This is a genomic window from Streptomyces sp. NBC_01591 (assembly GCF_035918155.1).
GTDB lineage: Bacteria > Actinomycetota > Actinomycetes > Streptomycetales > Streptomycetaceae > Streptomyces.
The window spans coordinates 5348533-5369636 of the sequence record NZ_CP109327.1 but is presented as its reverse complement, the minus strand read 5'-3'; the positions used below and the strand labels follow the sequence as shown (position 1 = coordinate 5369636).

Here is a 21104-nt window from a genome sequence, read left to right as displayed (position 1 = left end):
ATCATCCGCAGCCCGTCGGGGCCCGCACTTCACGCTGCTGGCGGTCGGCACGGGCACCGGGCTCCCGGCGTTCGACGGCGACGGCGACGGCGGCGACCAGGTACGCGTGCACCGCACGGACGCCTGCGAGGCGTACGGCAAGGGCCTGTTCCTGGTCCGCCCCGACGGCTACATCGGCTGGGCGGGCGAGGACGCCTCGGGCCTGGCGCGGTACCTGGCCCCGCTGGGCGTCACCGCGGTCACACGCTGCTGAGCGAGAGCTTCGCCGCGAACCCGAGGAAGAGCAGACCGGCCGCCGAAGTGGCCCCCGCCGACAGCCGCTTGCGGCGGCGGAACGCGGCGGACAGCCGGGTGCCGCCGAATATCAGCATCGACAGATAGAGGAAGCTGGCGATCTGCAGCAGGGTTCCCAGTACCAGGAAGGACAGCGCCGGATAGGCGTAGCCGGGGTCGACGAACTGCACGAAGAACGAGATCAGGAACAGGATCGCCTTCGGGTTGAAGAGGCTGACCACCAGCGCCCGCCGGTACGGCCGCTCCATCGCCGCCCCGGCCGCGGGCCCGGCGCTCTCCTCGGTCAGCTCGGCCATCCGCCGGTGCCGCTCGCGCCACATGGTCACCCCGGCCCGCAACATGCCGATCGCCAGCCAGGTCAGATAGCCCGCACCGGCGAACTTGACGACGGCGAAGAGCACCGGCGTCGTCTGCAGCAGCGACGAGGCCCCGAGCGCGGACAGCGTCATCAGGACGGTGTCCCCGGTCCACACCCCGGCCGCCGCCACATACCCGGTCCGCACCCCGCGCCGGGCGGCGACGGAGAGCACGTACAGCGAATTCGGTCCCGGCAGCAGGACGATCAGCACCAGGCCGGCGAGATAGGTCGGAAGATCGGTGACACCCAGCATGAAACGGAGTGTCGCACGCAGGTACGACACTCCGTCCGGGGGGTTCGGGATGGCGCGGGGTCAGTCCTCGTCGCCGTCGAGGAGGCGGTCCACGGAGAGCTCCATCTCGACGCCGACCACGTCCGGCACGGTGAACGAGGTCCCGCGCTTGTGGTGCGCCTTGTTCTTGTACTCGCCACCCCGGGGGTCGGTGCAGAGCAGCACCTGGTCGTGCTTGCGGTCGGCCACCACGTAGACCGGAATGCCCGCCTGGGCGTAGTCCTCGACCTTGGGGCCGAGGTCGTCCGCCCAGTTGGTCGAGGTCACCTCCACGACCATGCGGAAGACGTGGGCGGCGTAGCAGTTCTTCATGGCGTGATGCTCCCTGAAGTCCGCCTCGACGACCGACAGGTCAGGAATCGCGTAGTCGTCGGGGCCGGTGGGCAGCCATAGCCCGACGCCCTGGACGAGCCTCAGCCCTACCTTGCGCGCCCGGGCGCCGAACTCCTCGCTGAGCCAGGACAGCGCCAGAGCGTGCGTTCCGTCCGCCGGTGGTGTCACAGTGAGCCTCCCCTGGAGGATCTCCACGCGATGCCCAGGCAGCGAGCGTGCGAGCTGGTCGGCTGCCTCGCCGAGCGTCAGCTCCGGCTGTTCCTGCACGTGCACCTGCTCCTCGTGCTGTATTACGGCCACGGCATCCTCCTTTCGGGGACCACTGTTCATGAGCTTATCCACGGTCGCGGACATTCAGCGAGAGATCACCCGTGCGAGTACCCGCCCCCTCAGAACGCGTCCGACGGCACATACCTCCCCCACACCTCGCGCAGCGCGTCGCACACCTCGCCGACCGTCGCCCGCGCCCTGAGCGCGTCCTTCATCGGGTACAGGACGTTGTCCGTGCCCTCGGCCGCCTTCCGCAGCCGGGCCAGCGCCGTGTCCACCGCGTCCTGGTCGCGTCCGGCGCGGAGCTTCGCCAGGCGGGCCGCCTGCGCGGCCTCGATCGCGGGATCGACGCGGAGCGGCTCGTACGGCTCCTCCTCGTCGAGCTGGAAGCGGTTCACGCCGACCACGACGCGCTCCGCGCTGTCGGTCTCCAGGGCGATGCGGTACGCGGAGCGCTCGATCTCGCTCTTCTGGAAGCCGCGCTCGATCGCGCTGACCGCGCCGCCCATGTCCTCGACCTTGGCCATCAGGGCCGCGGCCGCGGCTTCGACGTCGTCGGTCATCTTCTCGACGACGTACGACCCGGCGAACGGGTCGACGGTCGCGGTGACGTCCGTCTCGTACGCCAGGACCTGCTGGGTGCGCAGGGCCAGGCGGGCGGACTTGTCGGTGGGGAGGGCGATCGCCTCGTCGAAGGAGTTGGTGTGCAGCGACTGCGTGCCGCCGAGGACCGCGGCCAGGCCCTGCACGGCGACGCGCACCAGGTTGACCTCGGGCTGCTGGGCGGTGAGCTGGACGCCCGCGGTCTGGGTGTGGAAGCGCAGCATCAGCGACTTGGGGTTCTCCGCGCCGAACTCCTCCTTCATCACCCGGGCCCAGATCCGGCGGGCCGCACGGAACTTGGCGACCTCTTCGAGGATCGTCGTACGGGCGACGAAGAAGAAGGAGAGCCGGGGCGCGAAGTCGTCGACGTCCATGCCCGCCGCGACGGCGGTGCGGACGTACTCGATGCCGTCGGCGAGGGTGAACGCGATCTCCTGCGCGGGCGAGGCCCCGGCCTCGGCCATGTGGTAGCCGGAGATCGAGATGGTGTTCCACTTCGGGATCTCGGCCCGGCAGTACTTGAAGATGTCGGCGATCAGCCGCAGCGAGGGCCCCGGCGGGAAGATGTACGTGCCGCGCGCGATGTACTCCTTGAGCACATCGTTCTGGATGGTGCCGGTGAGCTTCTCCGCCGGGACCCCCTGCTCCTCGCCGACCAGCTGGTACAGCAGCAGGAGCAGCGCCGCCGGGGCGTTGATCGTCATGGACGTGGAGACCTTGTCCAGCGGGATCCCGTCGAACAGGACCCGCATGTCGTCGATCGAGTCGATCGCGACCCCGACCTTGCCGACCTCGCCGGACGCGATCGGCGCGTCCGAGTCGTGGCCCATCTGGGTGGGCAGGTCGAAGGCGACGGACAGGCCCGTCGTCCCGTTGGCGATCAACTGCTGGTAGCGGGCGTTGGATTCCGTGGCCGTACCGAAACCCGCGTACTGGCGCATCGTCCACGGCCGGCCGGTATACATCGTGGGGTAGACACCGCGCGTGAAGGGGTAGGCACCCGGCTCTCCCAGCTTTTCGCCGGGGTTCCAGCCGTCGAGTGCGTCCGGCCCGTAGACCGGTTCGATGGGCAGTCCCGACTCCGACTCGCGCGTCATCTGCTGTGCCTCCCGCTGAAGCTGCTCAGTAAAGCTACTTGCTGGTAACCACGATTCCCGCGACGGACTGTAGCGGCGGGCGCGAGACCGTTGGAGAGTCAGGGGCTGGGACCTTGCTCACAGCCCTCCCCCACGGCCCTCGTCGCCGCTCTCCCCATCATGCGCGGGCTTTGGCAACCGGGCAGAGCGGGAATCCGTCCAATGGGACACCGGACACACAGGGGGCCGAGATGATGGAGAGCACCAACAGGAGCACGACGCGGACCGGGATACGGGGCACGGCCCGGACCGCGAAACGAGGTCGGGCGGGGGCCACGGCGGTGCTCGCCGTCCTCACCGTCGCCACGGCGGCCGGCTGCAAGGCGCAGGCCACCGGCAGCGCACCGGCGGCCCCGCCGGCACCACCGCGGGCCACGGCCACCGACGACAACAAGCCCGCCTCCCGGCCACCGTCGCCCGCCGCGTCGTCGCCGACGGCCACCGCATCGCCCACGCCGAAGCCGGACCCGCAGGGCAGGACGCTGATGGCGAGCGGCTCCCAGGGCAAGCAGGTGCGGGAGCTCCAGGCCCGGCTACGCCAGATCGGCCACTTCGACCGCAGCCCCACCGGCTACTACGGCACCGTCACGGTCGCCGCGGTCCAGTCCTTCCAGGGCAAGCGCGGCCTCTCCCGTACCGGCAAGGCGGACACTCTCACCTGGCAGAAGCTGCTCGGCATGACGCACGAGCCGACGGCCGCCGAGCTGAATCCGCCGACCACCCGAACGGTCGCCAAGCCGGACAAGCGCTGCATGACCGGCCGGGTCCTCTGCATCAGCAAGAACAGCCGGACGCTGTCCTGGATGATCGACGGCCATGTCGTGTCGTCGATGGACGTCCGCTTCGGCTCCCAGTACACGCCGACGCGTGAGGGCACCTTCTCCGTCTACTGGAAGTCCCGCCACCACGTGTCGACGATCTATCACACGGCCATGCCGTACGCGATGTTCTTCAGCGGCGGCCAGGCGGTGCACTACTCGGCGGACTTCGCGGCCCGCGGCTACAACGGTGCCTCGCACGGCTGCGTCAACGTCCGGGACGAGGGAAAGATCGCCTCGCTCTTCGCCCAGGTGAAGAACGGCGACAAGGTCGTGGTCCACGGATAGGTCGCGTCCGGAGGAGAAGAAGGGGCGCGGACGGGACCGGGGGAACGTGTCCCGCCCGCGCCATATGCGCTGAGCCGTAGGTACGGGGGGAACCCCGGCTCGTTGCGCTGCCGATGACCAGTCGGCTCACTCTGTACTGCGCCGCGGCCTCGAAAAACGTCACACCTGGTGGTGGACGGCTCGAAAAAGCCTGTCGCGTACGGCTCCGCTCAGCCGGAGGTCCGGGCCGAAGGCGTCAGGGAGACCGGGGTCGAGGGCAGCCGCACACCGTCGGCGAACCGGGCCGACGAGGACCTGCCGGAGTCCGAGCCGCTGCCGCTGCTCCAGTTCGAACCGTCGTCGCTCTGTCCGTCGTCGTCACCCTGGTCGCTCTGGCCGTTCTCGGATCCTTCGATCACGCGGTCGCAGAACCGGTCCAGGTTGCGGGCACCCTTCGCCAGCGCTTCGAGCTTGCGCCTGCGCTTCTCGTCCAGGGAGCCGTCGCGGTACTCGCGGCAGGCCTTGAGCGCCTTGGCGTACCACTCGCCGGAGCCGTCGTTCCCGGAGCTCCCGGGCCGCGTGCCGTCCTGGGTGGTGCCCGGGGAACCGGTCGCGGCACTGCCCGGCTTCCGGTCGTCGCCGCCTTCATTCTCCTTCGCCCCGCCGGATCGGCCGGGGTCCGGGTCACCGGCCGGCGGGGAAGGATCCGCGGGGGGCGTGGCGGCGCCCGTCCTCGGGGAGGCGGACGACGGTGGCTGCGGGGTCTGCTCCTCGGTGATCCCCGAACCGAGCTCTTCGGGCGTCGCCGCGGCCGAGACGGAGGTCGCCGGCAGGGGGGCGTGCCCGCCGAACGGTCCGGGAAACATTCCGGTGCCCGCCGCCACGGCCACCCCGCCGAGCGCACAGCCCGCGAGGGAGGCGACCAGGCCGAAGCGGACCGGCCGGCTCCAGCGCGAGGGGCGGGCACGGCCGGAGACCGCGGACGGGACGGAGGCGTACGGGACGGAGCCGCCGGAGGCGGCCCCGATGCGTACCGGTTCGAGCACCTCGGCGTCGGCCGGCCCGTCCGCCTTCTCCGCGGCACCCCTCAGCTGCGCCTTCGCCCGTGTCCCCGTACGCGCGGAGCGGGTGGCGGTGCGGAAGGCGGCGAGCGCCGCGGCCTCGCCGGGCAGTTCACCGGCGGCCGGGCGGGCGGCCCGTGCGGCGGCGTCCAGCGCGGCCACGAGCCTCTCGGCGTCCGTACACGACTGACCGCCGACGGGATCGACCGGTTCGCCGCGGAGCAATCTCTCAGCGGCGTCCTCGTCAAGCCATTCGTACTGCTCGTCGGCCATCACATGTCCTTCTGCGTCCACGGACGCGAATGCGTCACACCGGCCGGCGCCGCCAGACCGTTGCGGGCAGGGCGCTGGGCGGGCACCGCGTCGAGTTCCGCCGTCCGGCCCGCGCTCCGGTTCGGGGCGGACGGATCCGCCGGATCTCCTGCGGGAACACCGTCCGTGTCGACGCCCGCGTCGCCGTCACCACCGTCGTCGCCGTCCGTACGCAACAGCTCGGCCAGCCGCTTCAGGCCCCGGTGCGCCGCGGTGCGTACCGCCCCCGGACGCTTGCCCAGCGTCTGCGCGGCGCTCTTCGCGTCCAGACCCACGACCACCCGCAGCACCACGGCCTCGGCCTGGTCCTGCGGCAGCTGGGCGATGAGCGACATCGTGCGGCCGGTGGCCAGGGCCTCCATCGCCTCGCCGGCGGTGTCGGACTCGGCCGGTCTCTCGGACAGTTCGGACTCGTCGCCGCCGATCGCGGGGCGCCTGCCGCGCATCCGCAGATGGTCCAGCGCACGGTTACGGGCTATGCGCGCCGCCCAGCCGCGGAAGCGGTCGGCGTCGCCGCTGAACCGGTCGAGGTCGCGCGCTATCTGCAGCCAGGACTCGGACGCCACGTCCTCGGCGTCCGGCTCTCCCACCAGCGTCCTTATGTAGCCCAGCAGCCGCGGCTGCACAGCGCGGTACACAGTACGGAAGGCGTCCTCGTCCCCGTCCTGTGCCGCGAGTACCGCGGCAGTGAGCTCCGCGTCGTCCCCCAGCACTCCCTCATCCTGCCCTGCTGTCCCGAATCGCAGCTGGTCATCACTGCCGCGCCACCCTGCGCGACTCAGCACGCTACGTCCTCGGCGGGGGTCACGTCCACGTCTTGTACAACCCGCAACATTCCTCGGACACGGTGCGGTGTGACAGAAAACGCAGCGACGGCGCTGAGAGGAGTACGGGGTCGTCCTACGGCCCCGCGGAAGACGACCGGGGCCTCTCCTGTGGGGGGTGGCGGCCCCGGTCGTCCTCTTTCCCCCTGACTTGCACTTTTGACGTGAGCAGACCACTCGCGTGACCAGCCGCGTGACCAACGCGCCAGCCGGTCCATCCGAGCTTCGCCGACCCGACGCGCTGCGCCGCCCCCGAAGCCGGCTTGCGAGCCCCCTCGACTCGCCGTTTTCCGCATGGGGACATCACATGGCCCGGGGAGTGATGCCGGACGTCGGCACTCGCTTCCACCGGGTTCTCACCCGCCTCCAGGTCGTTTGTGACCTCGCTGTGCCGCCGGTCGTGGATGCGGAACCGGTCGGGACACCCGTGGCGTGCACGTCGCCGGCCCCGCTGCCGTGATCCCCCGTACGTCCACGGATCGATCGGAGCCCGGAAATGTCAGCGGCCTGGTGTGAAGCCTGTGACAGGCGGGCAAGGCTTGACGGGATTGGCAGGTACATGGGCGACCCAGTGAACTCCGCAAGGGGGATGGGGTGTTGGGAGACCGGTCCAGCACATGAGGCTGGGGCGGCGGGCGATCGGCGCCTACTCCCCTCGTGGTTCCGAAAGGGTGTGCATGAAGCATTTCCGGCTGCTCGTTCTCGGTAACGGCGTTTCTGCGTACGGCAGTTATCTGAACATGGTCGCGCTGAACGTCTTCGTCTACGACGTCACCGGGAGCGCCCTGGCCGCAGGGCTCTTCATGGCGGTACGGCTGGGGACGAGCGTGGGGGCGGGGTTCGTGAGCGGGCGCCTCGTCTCGGCGTACGACCGCAAACGCCTGATCGTCGGCGCCGACCTCGGCCAGGCGCTGGCACTCCTGGCGCTACTCCTGGCCCCGGAGGCCGGCCGGATCTCCTTGCTGTACTGCCTGGCCGTGGTCACCGGGGGCTGCTCGACGCTCTCGCAGGTCGCTCTGCGCAGCAGCATCCCGGAGATCGTGGGGGCCGAGAACCGGACCCGCGCCAACGGTCAGCTGGTCACCGGCCGTTCCCTCGCCATGATCGCGGGCTTCGCCTCGGCGGGTGTGGTGGTGGCGCAGCTCGGGTACACGGCGGCGTTCGTCCTGGACGCGGTCACGTTCCTGGTCTCCGCGTCGGTACTACTGATGCTGCCGATCCGTACGAGGGCCCGGTCCGAGGGGCCCAAGGGCGCCGAGGACGGCACGCCGGGCGCCGGTCACCGTTCCGTCCGGTTGCTCTGGGCCGGCGCGCCGGTGCTGATGGCGATGATCGCCGTGCGGGCCGTCGACGGGCTGGGATCCTCCTCGCACAACGTCGCGCTGCCCGTCTACTCCAGCCTGCTGGACCCCGATCATCCGGCCACCTTCATCAGCCAGTTCTGGGCCACGTGGGCGGTCGGCACCATCATCGCCCAGCAGGTGCTGGCCCGGCACACCCGCCGGGCCGGGCACACCTTGGGCGAGCGGGCCTTCGCGGTCGGCGCCTGCGTCATGTCAGGAGCGTTCATCGTCGTGTTCAGCGGGCTGCCCACCGTACCGACGCTCGCCACGGCGCTCGTCGCCGGAGCGGCGGACGGAGTCACCGAAGTCGTTTACGTGTCACGGCTCCAGGTGGTCCCCGACGAGCAGCGCGGACGCCTCTTCGGGCTCTCCGCCTCGGCCGAGAACGCCGGGTTCGGACTGGGGATGCTGATCAGCGGATCGCTGCTGGAGTCCTTGTCCCCGTTCCAGGTGGTCGCCTCCCTGCACGGCCTCGCCATCGTCCTGTGCCTCGCCCTGCTGACGCTGCTCGTGCTGCGCCGTTCCCCGGCCGGGCCCGACCAGGTGCGACAGCCCGGCAGCGACACCTTGCGCGAAGGGCGCGGCTGATGGGCGGTGGCGGGCAGGACCCGCGCATCGCCGTGGTCGGGATGTCCTGCCGGCTGCCAGGGGCCGACACGCCGGAGGACCTGTGGCGCATCATCCGCAACGGCGAGGACCGCTTCACCCGCTTCACGAAGGACGAGCTGAAGGCCGCGGGCGTCCCCGAGGAGCTGTACCGGCGCGACGACTTCATCGGCGCCTCGGCCGTCCTGGACGACATCACCGGGTTCGATGCCCGGCACTTCGGGATGAGCGCCCGCGAGGCCCGCCTGACCGACCCCCAGCACCGCCTGTTCCTGGAGTGCGCGCAGCACGCCCTGGAGAACGCCGGCTACCCCGACGAGCGGGACGGAAAGCGGATCGGGGTCTATGCCAGCACCGGCTACCACCTGTACAACATGCAGTCCTATCTGCTCAACAACGTCCTGCCGAACGAGGACATCGCCGACTGGCTGGCCGGCATGCAGGTCCTGGTGGGCAACTACACCGACTTCAACGCGACCCGGGTCGCCTACCGGCTCGGTCTCACCGGCCCCGCCGTCAACGTACAGACGGCCTGCTCCAGTTCGCTGGTGGGTGTGCACCTGGCCGCCCAGTCCCTGCTGCTGGACGAATGCGACATCGCGCTGGCCGGCGCCAGCGCGATCCATGTCCCGCAGGTCCTCGGCTACCACTATGTCAAGGGCTCGATCCTCTCCAGGACCGGCCGGCTCCGGGCGTTCGACGCGGCCGCGAACGGGACCGTCGGAGGCACCGGTGTCGTGGCCGTCGTACTGAAGCGGCTGGCCCGTGCGCTCGCGGACGGCGACACCGTGCACGGCGTCATCCGTGGCTGGGGCATCTGCAACGACGGTGCCGGCAAGCAGGCGTTCGCGGCACCCAGTGCGCGGGGCCAGCAGGAAGCCGTACGCCGGGCGCTGGACCACGCGGGCGTCGGGGCGGACACCATCGGTTATCTGGAGACCCATGGCACCGGCACCTTCAAGGGCGATCCCATCGAGCTGGAAGGTGCAGGCGCGGCGTACCGGCAGGACACGGACCGGTCCGGCTACTGCGCTCTCGGAGCCGTCAAGACCAACATCGGGCACCTCGACGTGGCGTCCGGACTGGCCGGTCTCGTCAAGGCCCTGCTGGTACTCAAACACGGTGTGATCCCGCCGATCGGGGGCTTCAGCGATCCCAACCCGCTGCTCGGGCTGGAGGACAGCCCGTTCTACGCACCCCGTGCCCTCCAGCAGTGGCCCGAGAACGGCACCCCTCGGCGGGCGGGTGTCACGTCGCTCGGGATCGGCGGCACCAACGTCCACCTGATCCTCGAGGAAGCCCCCGAACCCGGGCCGCGTTCCGCCACCGCGGCCCCGCCGGACGTGCTTCTGGTCTCCGCGACGAGCCGGGAAGCCCTCGCCGACAACGTACGGTCCCTGCGCGACGTGCTCCGCAGGAGGACCGCTCTGCCCTTGGCGGATCTCGTCACGACCGCCGCCCTCGGGCGCTCGCACGGCCGGCACCGGATCGCGGTCCGGGCAAGCACACCGTCCGCGCTGGCCGATGCTCTCGACGCCTGGCTCTCCGGCCCCGCACCGCTCGCGACCGCCGCGGGCCCCGTGCCGCCGGGGGACGCGCCCACCCGGGTGGTGTTCCAGTTCACCGGCCAGGGTTCCCTCCGCCCCGGAGCGGCGGCGGCCCTGTACGAACGGTTTCCCGTCGTGCGTGAGGTCCTCGACGCCTGCGAGGCGTGGCATCGCCGTCTCACCGGTGAACCGATGCTGGCCGGACTCCTCACCAAGGGGGCGGGCGCACCGGAGGCCGTCTGGTCGACCGCGACCGCGCAGCCGGCCCTGTTCGCCCTGCAGTGCGCCCTGGTCCGGCTGTGGGACGAGTCGGGCATCAGCCCCTGGGCCGTGACGGGCCACAGCGTCGGTGAGTACGCGGCGCTCTTCGCGGCCGGGGCGCTGTCGCTCGCGGACGGCCTGGAACTCAGCACGCATCGGGGCCGTCTGATGCGGGATCACTGCGTGCCGGGCGCCATGGTGGCGGTAGCACTGGAGCGGGAGTCCGCCGCGGAGCTCGCCGCCTCGCAACCCGGCCTGGAGCTCGCCGTGACCAACGGGGAACGCTCCCAGGTGCTGGCCGGTCCGGTCGCGGACGTGGACCGGATGTGCGCCGTGCTCGATGACCGGGGAACCCCGTACGAACGCCTCGCGGTGGACCGGGCCTTCCACACCGCTGCTACGGAGCCGATGCTCGACGCGTTCGCAGCGGTACTGGCGAAGACCCCCTTCACACCGATACGGACCCGCTTCATCAGCTGTCTCGACGGCCGGACCCGTGAGCCCGGCTGGATGCCGGACCCGGAGCATCTGGTCCGCCATGCCCGCGAGCCGGTGCGCTACGACGCGTCGCTGCGTGCCGTCGCAGGTGAACGGCCCGACGTGCTCCTGGAGATCGGGCCGCACACCACACTCAGTAGCCTGGCCCGCCGCTCCCTGCCCGTGGTGCGGGCGACTCCCTCCCTGCACCGGGACACCGGACTCACGGCACTCTTCGGCGCTGCAGCGGCTCTGCACTGCGCGGGAGCGGATGTCCGCTGGGAGACGTTCCTGGCCGGCACCGGAGGGCGGCGCGTCCCGCTGCCCGGCTACCGCTTCCAGCACCGACACCACTGGGTCGGGGCCCCACCCGGACCCCGCGGACCCATTTCCCCGGCGAGAGAGGAACGCACCATGACGTCAGAAGCGACGGAGACCGGGCGCCTACTGGACAGCATCCTCGGTGTGCTCTCCGGAGCCTTCGGAGAGGACCTCACCTCGGTCCCGGCCGACACCCCGTTCTTCGATCTCGGTGCGGACTCGCTCCTCATGATCAATGTACTCCGGGAGATCGAACAGGAGCACCACGTCAGAATCACGATGCGAGAGCTGTTCGACGAGACAGGAACGCCCCGGCTTCTCGCCGAACTCGTCGCCGCGCGGCTGCCCCGACAGCCCGGGACCGACCCCCTGCCGGCCACCGCACCCGCCACCACCGGACCGGCGACCGAAGAGCTGCCCGCCGCACCGCCCTTCGGTCCGCCGGCGGCCACCGCGCAGCCGTCCATCCCACAGCCGTACGCGGCGGAGCCCCCCTCCGCCGGTCCCTTGACACCGGCCACCCAGCAGCCGGCCGCCCGCGCTCCTCAGCCGTTCGCCCACACGCCGATACCCTCGCAGCGCACCACACCACCCTCCCCCGGCGTACCGCCTGTCCACACCGCGTCGACCGGCGGGGCACCGCCTGTCCCACACGCCGTCGCGGACACCGGTTTCGTCACCCGGCAGGAGCTGCTGGAGCTTGCCCAACGGGTCCAGCAGCTGTCACAGATCCAGCTCCAGATGCTCACCCAGCTCTCCCAGTTGCTCGCACTCCAGAGCAACGCGACGGCGACCCTGCCGAACGACGAGGTGGTCCGGTGAACGAGCAGGAGAGCCTCACGGCCAACCTGGACCGGGACCTTGCCGCCATGGCCGGACTCGCACAGCGCATCACCGAACAGATCGACGCCGGGCGAGCCATGGCCGGCAGTACACAACAGCCTCAGGCACACGGACCGCGCGTGGTGATCGCCCCCGATGCCGGCATGGTCCACTCCACCTCACCCCGCACTCAGCAAGAGCATCTCGACGACCTCGTACGCCGGTACACGGCACGGACAGCGACCTCCGGACAACTCGCTCAGCGCCACCGTCGCAGACTCGCCGACAGCAGAGCGGTCGTCGGATTCCGCAGGTCGACCAAGGAGATGCTCTATCCCGTGGCGGCCCGTCGCGCGGACGGCGCACGGATCGAGGACATCGACGGCAACAGCTATACCGACATCACCATGGGCTTCGGGGTGCTCCTCTTCGGCCACGAGCCCGGCTTCGTCCGGGAAGCCGTACGCGAACACCTCTCCCGAGGCATCCGGCTCGGCCCCCGCAGTGTCGAGACGGGCGGGGCCGCCGAGCTGCTGTGCGAACTGACCGGGATGGAACGGGTGGCCTTCGCCAACTCCGGTACGGAGGCCAACGCCGCGGCGATCCGTCTCGCCCGTGCCGCCACCGGCCGCGACCGGATCGTCACCTTCCAGGGCTCCTACCACGGTCATGCCGACCAGGTGCTGGGCCGGCCGGCCGGCCACGGTGTTCAGGAGGGGACCGTGCCCGTCTCCCGGGGCATCCCGCACAGTGCCGTCTCCGAGCTGACCGTCCTCGAATACGGCAGCGAGGAGGCCCTTCGCACGATCGAACGGGACGCGGCGCGGATCGCGGTGGTCGTCGTCGAACCGGTGCAGAGCAGGCATCCCTCGCTCCAGCCGGCCGCGTTCGTCCGCAGGCTGCGCGAACTGACCGCCCGTCACGGCATCGTGTTGATGTTCGACGAGATGCTGACCGGATTCCGTCCCGCTCTCCGTGGCGCGCAGGAGCTCTACGGCGTCACCCCGGATCTCGCCACCTACGGCAAGCTCCTCGGCGGCGGATTCCCCATCGGCGCGGTCGCCGGCCGCTCCGACATCATGGACGGGATCGACGGCGGCTACTGGACCTACGGGGACGACAGCGGTCCGACCGCCGACACCACCTTCTTCGGCGGCACCTACCTGCAGCATCCCGTGTCGATGACCGCGGCGCACGCCGTACTCACCCATCTGAAGGAACACAGTCCGCACCTGCAGGAACGGCTCAACGCCCGGACGACCGAACTGGCCACCGGGCTCAACGACTTCTTCGAGGCCGAGGAATTCCCCCTGCGGATGGGCTGGTTCGGCTCCCAGTTCCGCTTCGAGCACCGCGCCGACATGGAGCTCCTCTACTACCACCTGATGCTGCGGGGCGTGCATGTATGGGAGTGGCGCAACTTCTTCCTCTCCACGGCTCACACCGACGGCGACATCGAGCACGTGGCCGACGCCGTGCGGGGGTCGCTGAGGGACCTGCGGAAGGCCGGCTTCTTCCGCACCGGCAAAGCCCCTTCCCGGACCCGGAGGCCCGCTCCCGGCCAGGCAGCCGTCACACCGGCGGCTGCCCTCCCGGTCCCGATGGCCGAAGCCGTGGTCGAAGCGGTGACCGACGCGCCCCCCGTTCCCGTAGCCGCCCCGGATTCCGCGGCGCTCACGACGCCGCGCCGCGCGGACTTCAGCCTCTACTTCTTCGGCGACTACCCGGACGACGGACCCGGCCCGAAGGAGGGCCGCTACGAACTGCTCATGGAGGCGGCCCGGTTCGCCGACCGCCACGGGTTCGAGGCGCTGTGGATGCCCGAACGGCACTTCAACTCGTTCGGCGGCCTCTTCCCGAACCCCGCCGTCCTGGCCGCAGCGCTGTCCCGGGAGACCCGGCGCATCCGCCTCAACGCCGGCTCGGTCGTGCTCCCGCTGCACGACCCGATCCGGGTGGCGGAGGAGTGGTCCATGGCGGACAACCTCTCCGGCGGACGCATCGGCCTCGGTGTCGCGAGCGGATGGAACGCCAACGACTTCGTCTTCTTCCCCGAGCGCTTCGGGCCGCACAAGCAGGAGATGTACGACCGGCTGGAACAGGTCCGGAGCCTCTGGCGGGGCGAGACACTGCGCCGCACCACCGGGGACGGCGAACGGGAGATCCGGCTCTTCCCGCGCCCCGTCCAGACGATGCCGCCGCTCTACACGGCGGTGGTCGCCAACCCGGAGTCGTACGAACGCGCCGCCGCGCACGACCTGGGCATCGTGACCAACCTGATGACCCAGGACATCGACCAGCTCAGGGACAACATCGCCCGCTACCGCCGGGCCCGGGCGCGGCACGGCCTCGACCCGGACGCCGGGCGGGTCGCCGTCCTGCTGCACACCTACCTCTCCGAGGACCACGAGACCGCCCGGGCCGAGGCCTTCGCGCCGATGGCCCGCTACATGCAGGCCTCCCTGTCCCTGTTCAGCGGCGTCACCAACAGTCTCGGTGTCACCACCGACCTGAGATCGCTCAGCGAGGACGACCTGGACGTGGTCTTCCGGCGCGCCTACGGCCGCTACTGCGACCAACGGGCCCTGATCGGCGATGTGGACACCGTCCTGCCCGTGGTCGAGGCGGTGGTCGACGCGGGCGCGGACGAGATCGTCGCGCTGGTCGACTTCGGCGTCTCCGCGGACCAACTGCGCGCCGGTCTCCCCCGGCTGGACGCCCTCCGCCGCCGGCACCGGGAGCGACGGACACCCGACCCGGGTGCGCCCTTGTCCCCGGGCCAGGAGCGGATCTGGTTCCTGGAACGCCTGCTCCCGGGACGCACCGCTTACAACGAGGTGAAGGCGATCCGCCTGCGCGGTGCGCTCGACACCGAGGCGCTGCACACCGCGCTGCGTCGGCTCGTCGCCCGCCACGAAGGGCTGCGCACCGTCTTCCGGCAGGCCGGCGATTCGGCGGTCCAGCTGGTGCGGGAGGCCGCCGAGCCCGACTTCGACGTGGTGGACGGCACACTTCGGGCCGAGGCCGCCGTACAGGAGGCACTGGCGACGGAGAGCGCCCGCCGCTTCGACCTGGAGAACGGCCCGCTGTTCGTCAGCAGGGTCGTGCGTACCGCAGTCGACGAGCACGTGCTGGTCCTGTCCTTCCACCACATCGTGGTCGACGCGGCCTCGGCGACCGTCCTGTGCCGGGACCTCTCCGCCTTCTACCGGGCGGAGCGCGACGGCACAAAGGCCGGTCTGCCCGCACTGACCTGGAGCTACGCCCGGCACGCACGGGAACAGCGCGCGGCGGCGGACGGCCCCGACACCGCGCAGGACCTGGCCCACTGGCTGCGCGTGCTCGGCGGTGACCTGCCGGTCCTCGAACTGCCCACCGACCGCCCCCGGCCGGCGGAGATGACCTCCGAAGGCCGCGCCGTCTTCCGCTCCCTCGACCCCGGCCTGTCCGAACAGGTCAGGCAGCTGAGCCGCGGCCACCGCGCCACCCTGTTCATGACCCTGGTGGCCGGCTGGGCGGCGATGCTGCAACGGGTCACGGGGCAGGAGGACATCGTCATCGGCATCCCGGTCTCGGACCGGCCGCAGCGGGCCGAGGAGCTGATCGGCTTCTTCGTCAACACCCTCGCTCTGCGGGTCGACCTCGCCGGCGATCCCGGGTTCGCGACGCTGCTGGACCGGGTGCGTACCGTCGCACTCGACGCCTACGACCACGCGGGGACACCGTTCGAGAAGGTGGTGCGCGTGCTCGCTCCGCCACGCAGGACGGACCGCACGCCGGTGTTCCAGGTGTGCGCCGAGTTCCAGTCGGCGGAGCCGTTCCGCCTCGACCTCCCCGGCATCGAGGCAGTCGCACTGGACGCGGGCCCCGACAAAGCGCTGACCGACCTGACGGTCTACTTCACCGACCGGCCGGAGGGCGTTCGCTGTCATCTGGAGTACAACGCGGAGCTGTTCGAGCCGAGCACCATCGACATGTTCTTCACGGTCTTCCGCGACCTTCTGGCCGCCGCCGTCGGCAAGCCCGGCACACCGCTGTCCCTGCTCGCGCGTACGGCGGTCGAGGGTGACGAGGTGCCGGAGAGCTGGGAACGCGGCCCGGTCCGGCCGGTCGCGGACACCACCGTGCACGACTGGATCGCCCGGCAGGCGGCAGAGCACCCCGCGCGGACCGCGGTGGTGAGCGAGGACGCCGTACTGACCTACCGGGAGCTGGACGAGCGCGCCGGCCGGCTCGCCGCCGTGCTCGCGGAACACCGGGCGGACGGTGACCAGGAATCCTTGGTGGCGGTGTGGCTGCCACGCTCCGCGGAGCTCGTCGTGGCGCTGCTCGCCGTGCTGCGGGCCGGTTGCGCGTATGTGCCGCTCGACCCGTCGCTCGGTGCCGTCCGCGCCACGCAGGTGATCGCCGAGAGCGGCGCCCGCACGGTGATCAGCGGCGCGGACGGATCGGAGGACCTGCGGCTGCCCGGATCGGTGACCGTCGTCGCGCCGGACGCCGCCCCGACAGGAGACCCCGGGTCAGGCACCCGGCCGGCAAGCGGCACCGGGGGCTCGTCCCCCCTCTCCGCGTGCTCCGTCATCTACACCTCGGGCAGTACCGGCACGCCCAAGGGTGTCGTGCTCACACACCGCGGCCTCGTGGACCTCTGCCAGTGGCACCACGAACGCTTCGCGTTCACCGGCGACGACCGGAGTGCCGTCGTGTGCAGCCAGAGCTTCGACGCCTCCCTCCTGGAGATCTGGCCGGCGCTGACGGCGGGCGGCACGATCGTCGTGGCCGGTGAGCCGATCCGGCGCGATCCGCTCGCCCTGGCCCGGTGGTACGCGGACCAGGGCATCGCCTTCAGCGTCCTGCCGACGGCCCTGGGCGAACAGGTGCTGCGCCTGCCGGTGGCCGATCAGCCCCCGCTGCGCCATCTGCTGCTGGGCGGCGAGGCGCTGCGGAGCCGCCCCGGGCCCGAGGCACCCTACGAGACGCTGAACATCTACGGCCCGACGGAGACGACCGTGCTGTGCGTCGTCGATACGGTCTCGCCCGGGGCCGACGGGCCTGTCCCGGACGAGGGAGCGGACGTGATCGCGATCGGGCGTCCGGCCGACAACGTAACCCTGCGCGTGGTGGACGCGTCGGACAAGCCGGTGCCCATCGGCGCGGTGGGGGAGCTCTTCGTGGGTGGTCCGGGGGTGGCCGCGGGCTATCTGCACCGGCCGGACCTCACCGAGGAGCGGTTCGCGGCCGACCCGGAGGCCGGGGCGGAGGCCCGCTACTACCGCACGGGTGATCTGGTCCGCTGGACGGCGGACGGGCGACTCGTGTTCGTGGGCCGTACCGACGACCAGGTGAAGATCCGCGGATTCCGGATCGAGCCGGAGGAGGTGGCGCAGGTGCTGGGCCGTCTCGACGGTGTCCGCCGGGCGGCCGTCGTCGGGCGGCGCCGTGCGAACGGCGAGGCCTTCCTGGCCGCCTATGTGGTACCCACCGAGCCCGGCTGCGACAGTACGGCGGAGCAACGGTCCCGCACGGACCGGTGGGCCGAAGAGCTGAACCACCACCTGCCGGAGTACATGGTGCCGCGCGCCTGGCGGGTCCTCACCGAACTGCCGCTGACCGGTAACGGCAAGTTGGACCGGACGCAGCTCCCGTCGGCCGATCCCTTCCACCCGGCGGACGGAGAGGGGGCCCGCCGGGCCGACGGCCCGTCGCCGGAGGCCGAACCCCTCACCGCAGTGGAGAACGGACTCCGTGATCTCTGGGCGGCCGAGTTCGGCCTCACCGCGTCAGGCATCGATCCGGATGTCCCTCTCTTCGACCTGGGCGGACATTCGCTCACCGCGATGAGGCTGGTCAACCGGATCAGAGAGGCGTGGGGCATCGAGTACCCGCTTTCGCGCCTCTACCAGGAGCCCACGTTGCGCGCCATGACGGAGTTCGTGCACGGCGCCGGATCGAGAAAGGTCGTCCGCCGAGGCCCGGCCAGCCATCAGCAGTCGCGCTTCGCCTCCCTGCACTCCCGCCACGCCAAGCCGCAGGTCTTCAACGTCGCCCTGCGGATCACCTTCTCCGGCCGGCTGGACCCCGGATCGCTCCACACCGCGCTCCAGCAACTGACAGAACGTCATGAAGCGCTGCGTACCCGCCTGGTACGGGAGGGCCTCAGCTCCTGGCGACAGGAAGTGCTCGAATCCCGCCCCCTTGACCTGCCCGTCGACGACCTCACCTCACGGCCGGAGCCGGAACGGCATGCCCAGGTGCGACGGCTCGCCGAGCAGGCGACGGAGACACCGCTCGACCTCTTCGAGGGGGACGTACTCTCCACCCGCCTGCTGCGCACCGGCGCCGAGGAGTGGGTGCTGCTGCTCGTGATGCACCACTGCACCTGCGACGGGTGGGCCCTGACCACGCTGCTGAAGGAACTCGCCGCGCTCTACCGTACGGGTGTCACCGGAACCGGACACGGCCTGTCACCCGCAGCGCCACAGCAGGTGGAGTACGCGCACTGGCAGGTCACTCACGAGGCGGCGACCGGTGGGCGCCGCACGGACTACTGGCTGGAGGAACTCGCCGACGCCCCCTTCACGGTGGATCTGCCGCTGGACCGGCCGAGGCCCGACACACTCAGCGGGCGGGGCGGAGTCGTCGAATTCACCGTGCCCGCCGAGATCCGGGCCGATGTGGAACGGCTGGCCGTCCGGCGGGCGACCACGCCCTTCGTGGTGACCGCGGCGGCGCTCGGCCGGCTGCTGGCGGCGAAGGCGGAGCAGGAGGACGTGGTGATGAACATCTCCTACGCAGGTCGGGAAAGCCGCGAGTTCGAGTCCCTGGTGGGCTGCACGGCCTCCGGGTTCGCCCTGCGGGTCCGTGACGCGCGCGCCGGTTCCTTCGCGGCGCTGACGGACCGGGTCACCCGTACGACGGTCCTGGGCATGGAGCACGCCATGCCGCCGCGCCGGGTAGCGCCGGCGATGCGGGAGCGCAGGGGCGTCGACATTCCGGACAGCCTGGCCATCGGCCTGGCCTACGAGAGTTCGCTGGACACCGGGATCGAACTGCCGGGACTCACCACCACGGTGGCGGAGATCGCCCCGGCCGCGTCCCGGTCGGAGTTCATCATGGTGCTGACCCCGGCCGAGGACGTTCTGAGCGGTGCCGTGGAGTACTCGGCCGACCTGTGGGACCGGGCAACGGTCGAGACGTGGACACGGGAGTACGTGCGGCTGCTGCGGGACGAGGTCAAAGAGGCGCTCGCCGACGGGACGAACTGACCCCGGGGTGTCCCGGGACGACGGGGGGGGTGGGGGACGGCACGCGTGTCCAGCGCATCCGCCCTGTGTGTTTCCCAGGCAGCCAACGCGGTGTCATTTGATCCGCTCAGATGTTGAAGCGGAACTCGACATGACGGACTCCTTGGCCTCCACTCGGGCATCCCACCAGTGAGTCCACCTCTGCCAGGACAGCCCGCAGTAGCCGATCCATCGGTTGGTCACGTGGCCAACGCGTGACCAACCGATGCCAGGAACAGGCGGAAACACCTGGACGGGGCTGGCTCAGGCGGTAAACGAGAACCTCCATCCGGGCGACAAAACACCTGGTCAGGGCACTTTTACGGCTCAGCCGGGCCGGGGGTGGCGGCCCCGGTCGTCCTCGATTTCCTTAGGGCCTGTCCGACCCTGATCCGCCGGACAGGCCCTAAGGCCTTTCGTTCGGATCACGCCGCGCCCGCCGCGAAACCGCCGCGCGCAGCACCCGCTGCCCCTCCGCCGACACGTCCAGCACCTGGCGCAGTCCGGCGCCCGCGGCCGAGGCGTCCGCGGTCTCCGCCAGCAGCTCCAGGATCCGGATCTGCCGGCGCAGCTCCCCGGCCGGCAGCGGCCCGGCCCCGTCCGGATCGCCCTCACGGCAGCGCCGCACCGTCTCCGCGTCGGCGGCCTCCGCCGGGTCCGGGCCGAGGTGGACCTCCAGGGCCAGCAGCGAGCACGCGTCGGCCCACTCCCGCAGCCCCGGCACCGCCCGGTCCACGGGCGCCTCGCCCAGCAGCCTCCGGATCCGCGGGGCCGCACCCTCCTCGTCGGCCGCGGCGTCCAGCACCGCACGGACCTCCGCGAGGCGGTCCGGCCAGAGTGCCGCGTCCGTGCAACCCGCCCAGAGCGGACGGAGCGGATCCGGGTCCGCTCCGTCCACGGGCTGCGGCAGGCAGCGGTCGAGGCAGGCGACCGCGCTCGCGGCGAGCCCGCGCTCATCGGCTGCGGCGATCAGTTCCAGCAGGCTCATCGGCGTCTCCCGTCGGCACGCCCCCGTCCGCGCACACATGGGGACTGGGCGGTTCCTGTTACCGCGTTCAGCGCCGAATGGCTCAAAACCGTCACTGTGGGGGCCGAATCACATCGTTCAGTGGGCGCGCTCCGCCAGGCCCGGCGCGCCCAGCGGATACACGCCGAGGGCCGCCCGCTCCCCCTGCATCCGGGTCAGCTTGCGCACGAAGAGGATGGCGAGCACCGCGGCCACGATGTCGAAGACGTCGGTCACCATCAACAGGCCCGTCGTGTCCAGGATTTCCTGCGGCTGCTCGGCCACCCAGTACCGCCGGGCCGTGTACTGGGAAATGATCTGCGAGCAGACCCAGGCGCCCCACCACAGGTTCATCAGGGTGGCCGGGACCGTGCGCCAGCTGCCGTCGGTGTTGGTCTGGGCGCTCGCGGTCCAGATGCCGCCCGCGATCCGGCGCGGCAGCACCCAGTTGGCGATCGGGATGAACCAGGCGCCGACGGCCCAGCCGGGCCTCATCGACTGCATGCTCGGGTCGAACACCTCGGCGTTGAGCCGTACCCGCCGGAACCAGATGATGAAGACGACCCCGGTGGCCAGGTACACAAGGGTCTGCAGCACGCTCGCGGATCCGTACAGATTGTCCGCGAGGGTCGCCTCCGCTTCGTCGTACGTCGCGAAGTCGTTCTCCAGTCCGGCCGCGAGCACGCGGCGGATGTTCACCCCCGCCGCCACGGCGAGCAGGTCCGCCACCGCGACGATCACCAGCAGCACGACGACGGCCTTCGCGAGCCCCTCGGGCGAGCGCAGATACTGCTGCGGCGCGTAGAAGGCCGGGGCAGGCGGCATCGGGGCCGCCACCGGACCGGCCGGACCGGCACAAGGCAGACAGCG

12 protein-coding genes are annotated in these 21104 nt (G+C 71.1%); 5 read left to right on the top strand and 7 right to left on the bottom strand.

All coding sequences use genetic code 11. The features are described from left to right. The first annotated feature begins 34 nt into the window (after positions 1 to 34). The gene (locus tag OG978_RS25115) at positions 35 to 253 is read left to right on the top strand and encodes an aromatic-ring hydroxylase C-terminal domain-containing protein (protein WP_442817847.1); all 219 of its coding nucleotides are present in this window, start codon (positions 35 to 37) and stop codon (positions 251 to 253) included. Here OG978_RS25115 and leuE read toward each other — a convergent pair. The 3 genes from leuE to OG978_RS25100 all read right to left on the bottom strand — a co-directional run bounded on the left by leuE (position 240) and on the right by OG978_RS25100 (position 3247). Beyond that, positions 240 to 905 (bottom strand): leucine efflux protein LeuE, encoded by a 666-nt coding sequence (gene leuE / locus OG978_RS25110; protein WP_326767356.1) that lies wholly within the window; start codon positions 903 to 905, stop codon positions 240 to 242. The genes OG978_RS25115 and leuE overlap by 14 nt on opposite strands. 60 nt (positions 906 to 965) lie before the next feature. Beyond that, the gene (locus tag OG978_RS25105) at positions 966 to 1577 is read right to left on the bottom strand and encodes a Uma2 family endonuclease (protein WP_326767355.1); all 612 of its coding nucleotides are present in this window, start codon (positions 1575 to 1577) and stop codon (positions 966 to 968) included. Positions 1578 to 1666: 89 nt separating this feature from the next. Continuing rightward, on the bottom strand, positions 1667 to 3247 hold the full coding sequence (locus OG978_RS25100) for an acyl-CoA mutase large subunit family protein (protein ID WP_326767354.1): 1581 nt from the start codon (positions 3245 to 3247) through the stop codon (positions 1667 to 1669). 230 nt (positions 3248 to 3477) lie between these two features. Here OG978_RS25100 and OG978_RS25095 point away from each other — a divergent pair, with 230 nt between their 5' ends. Beyond that, entirely contained in the window at positions 3478 to 4392 is a 915-nt protein-coding gene (locus tag OG978_RS25095; protein ID WP_326767353.1) for a L,D-transpeptidase family protein, read from the top strand. A 209-nt stretch (positions 4393 to 4601) separates the two neighbouring features. Here the strand turns inward: OG978_RS25095 and OG978_RS25090 are convergent, their stop codons facing one another. Both OG978_RS25090 and OG978_RS25085 read right to left on the bottom strand, forming a co-directional pair. Further along, positions 4602 to 5705 carry a hypothetical protein gene (locus tag OG978_RS25090; RefSeq protein WP_326767352.1) on the bottom strand — a complete coding sequence of 368 codons (1104 nt, stop codon included), beginning with the start codon at positions 5703 to 5705 and terminating at the stop codon, positions 4602 to 4604. After that, positions 5705 to 6457 carry an RNA polymerase sigma factor gene (locus OG978_RS25085; protein ID WP_326767351.1) on the bottom strand — a complete coding sequence of 251 codons (753 nt, stop codon included), beginning with the start codon at positions 6455 to 6457 and terminating at the stop codon, positions 5705 to 5707. The genes OG978_RS25090 and OG978_RS25085 overlap by 1 nt, the downstream gene beginning before the upstream one ends. Positions 6458 to 7245: 788 nt before the next feature. On the opposite strand from OG978_RS25085, the gene OG978_RS25080 reads away from it, so the two are divergent. From OG978_RS25080 to OG978_RS25070, 3 genes are read left to right on the top strand one after another with little or no spacing between them, the layout of a single operon-like run. Beyond that, complete coding sequence (locus tag OG978_RS25080; RefSeq protein WP_326767350.1) at positions 7246 to 8499, top strand: MFS transporter; 1254 nt, start codon at positions 7246 to 7248, stop codon at positions 8497 to 8499. Next, the gene (locus OG978_RS25075; RefSeq protein WP_326767349.1) at positions 8499 to 11945 is read left to right on the top strand and encodes a type I polyketide synthase; all 3447 of its coding nucleotides are present in this window, start codon (positions 8499 to 8501) and stop codon (positions 11943 to 11945) included. The genes OG978_RS25080 and OG978_RS25075 overlap by 1 nt, the downstream gene beginning before the upstream one ends. Then, the gene (locus OG978_RS25070; protein WP_326767347.1) at positions 11942 to 19210 is read left to right on the top strand and encodes a MupA/Atu3671 family FMN-dependent luciferase-like monooxygenase; all 7269 of its coding nucleotides are present in this window, start codon (positions 11942 to 11944) and stop codon (positions 19208 to 19210) included. Before OG978_RS25075 ends, OG978_RS25070 begins: the two co-directional genes overlap by 4 nt. A 424-nt stretch (positions 19211 to 19634) precedes the next feature. On the opposite strand, the gene OG978_RS25065 is transcribed toward OG978_RS25070, so the two are convergent. Together OG978_RS25065 and OG978_RS25060 are read right to left on the bottom strand one after the other, a co-directional pair. After that, complete coding sequence (locus OG978_RS25065; RefSeq protein WP_326767346.1) at positions 19635 to 20216, bottom strand: hypothetical protein; 582 nt, start codon at positions 20214 to 20216, stop codon at positions 19635 to 19637. Positions 20217 to 20333: 117 nt separating this feature from the next. Next, complete coding sequence (locus tag OG978_RS25060) at positions 20334 to 21059, bottom strand: DUF4328 domain-containing protein (protein ID WP_326767345.1); 726 nt, start codon at positions 21057 to 21059, stop codon at positions 20334 to 20336. Between the last annotated feature and the right edge of the window lie 45 nt (positions 21060 to 21104).

Excerpts from the sequence above, each read along its gene's own strand:
- leuE (WP_326767356.1), bottom strand. The coding sequence starts at position 905 with ATGCTGGGTGTCACCGATCTTCCGACCTATCTCGCCGGCCTGGTGCTG.
- OG978_RS25100 (WP_326767354.1), bottom strand. The coding sequence starts at position 3,247 with ATGACGCGCGAGTCGGAGTCGGGACTGCCCATCGAACCGGTCTACGGG.
- OG978_RS25095 (WP_326767353.1), top strand. The coding sequence starts at position 3,478 with ATGATGGAGAGCACCAACAGGAGCACGACGCGGACCGGGATACGGGGC.
- OG978_RS25090 (WP_326767352.1), bottom strand. The coding sequence starts at position 5,705 with ATGGCCGACGAGCAGTACGAATGGCTTGACGAGGACGCCGCTGAGAGA.
- OG978_RS25080 (WP_326767350.1), top strand. The coding sequence starts at position 7,246 with ATGAAGCATTTCCGGCTGCTCGTTCTCGGTAACGGCGTTTCTGCGTAC.
- OG978_RS25075 (WP_326767349.1), top strand. The coding sequence starts at position 8,499 with ATGGGCGGTGGCGGGCAGGACCCGCGCATCGCCGTGGTCGGGATGTCC.
- OG978_RS25065 (WP_326767346.1), bottom strand. The coding sequence starts at position 20,216 with ATGAGCCTGCTGGAACTGATCGCCGCAGCCGATGAGCGCGGGCTCGCC.
- OG978_RS25060 (WP_326767345.1), bottom strand. The coding sequence starts at position 21,059 with ATGCCGCCTGCCCCGGCCTTCTACGCGCCGCAGCAGTATCTGCGCTCG.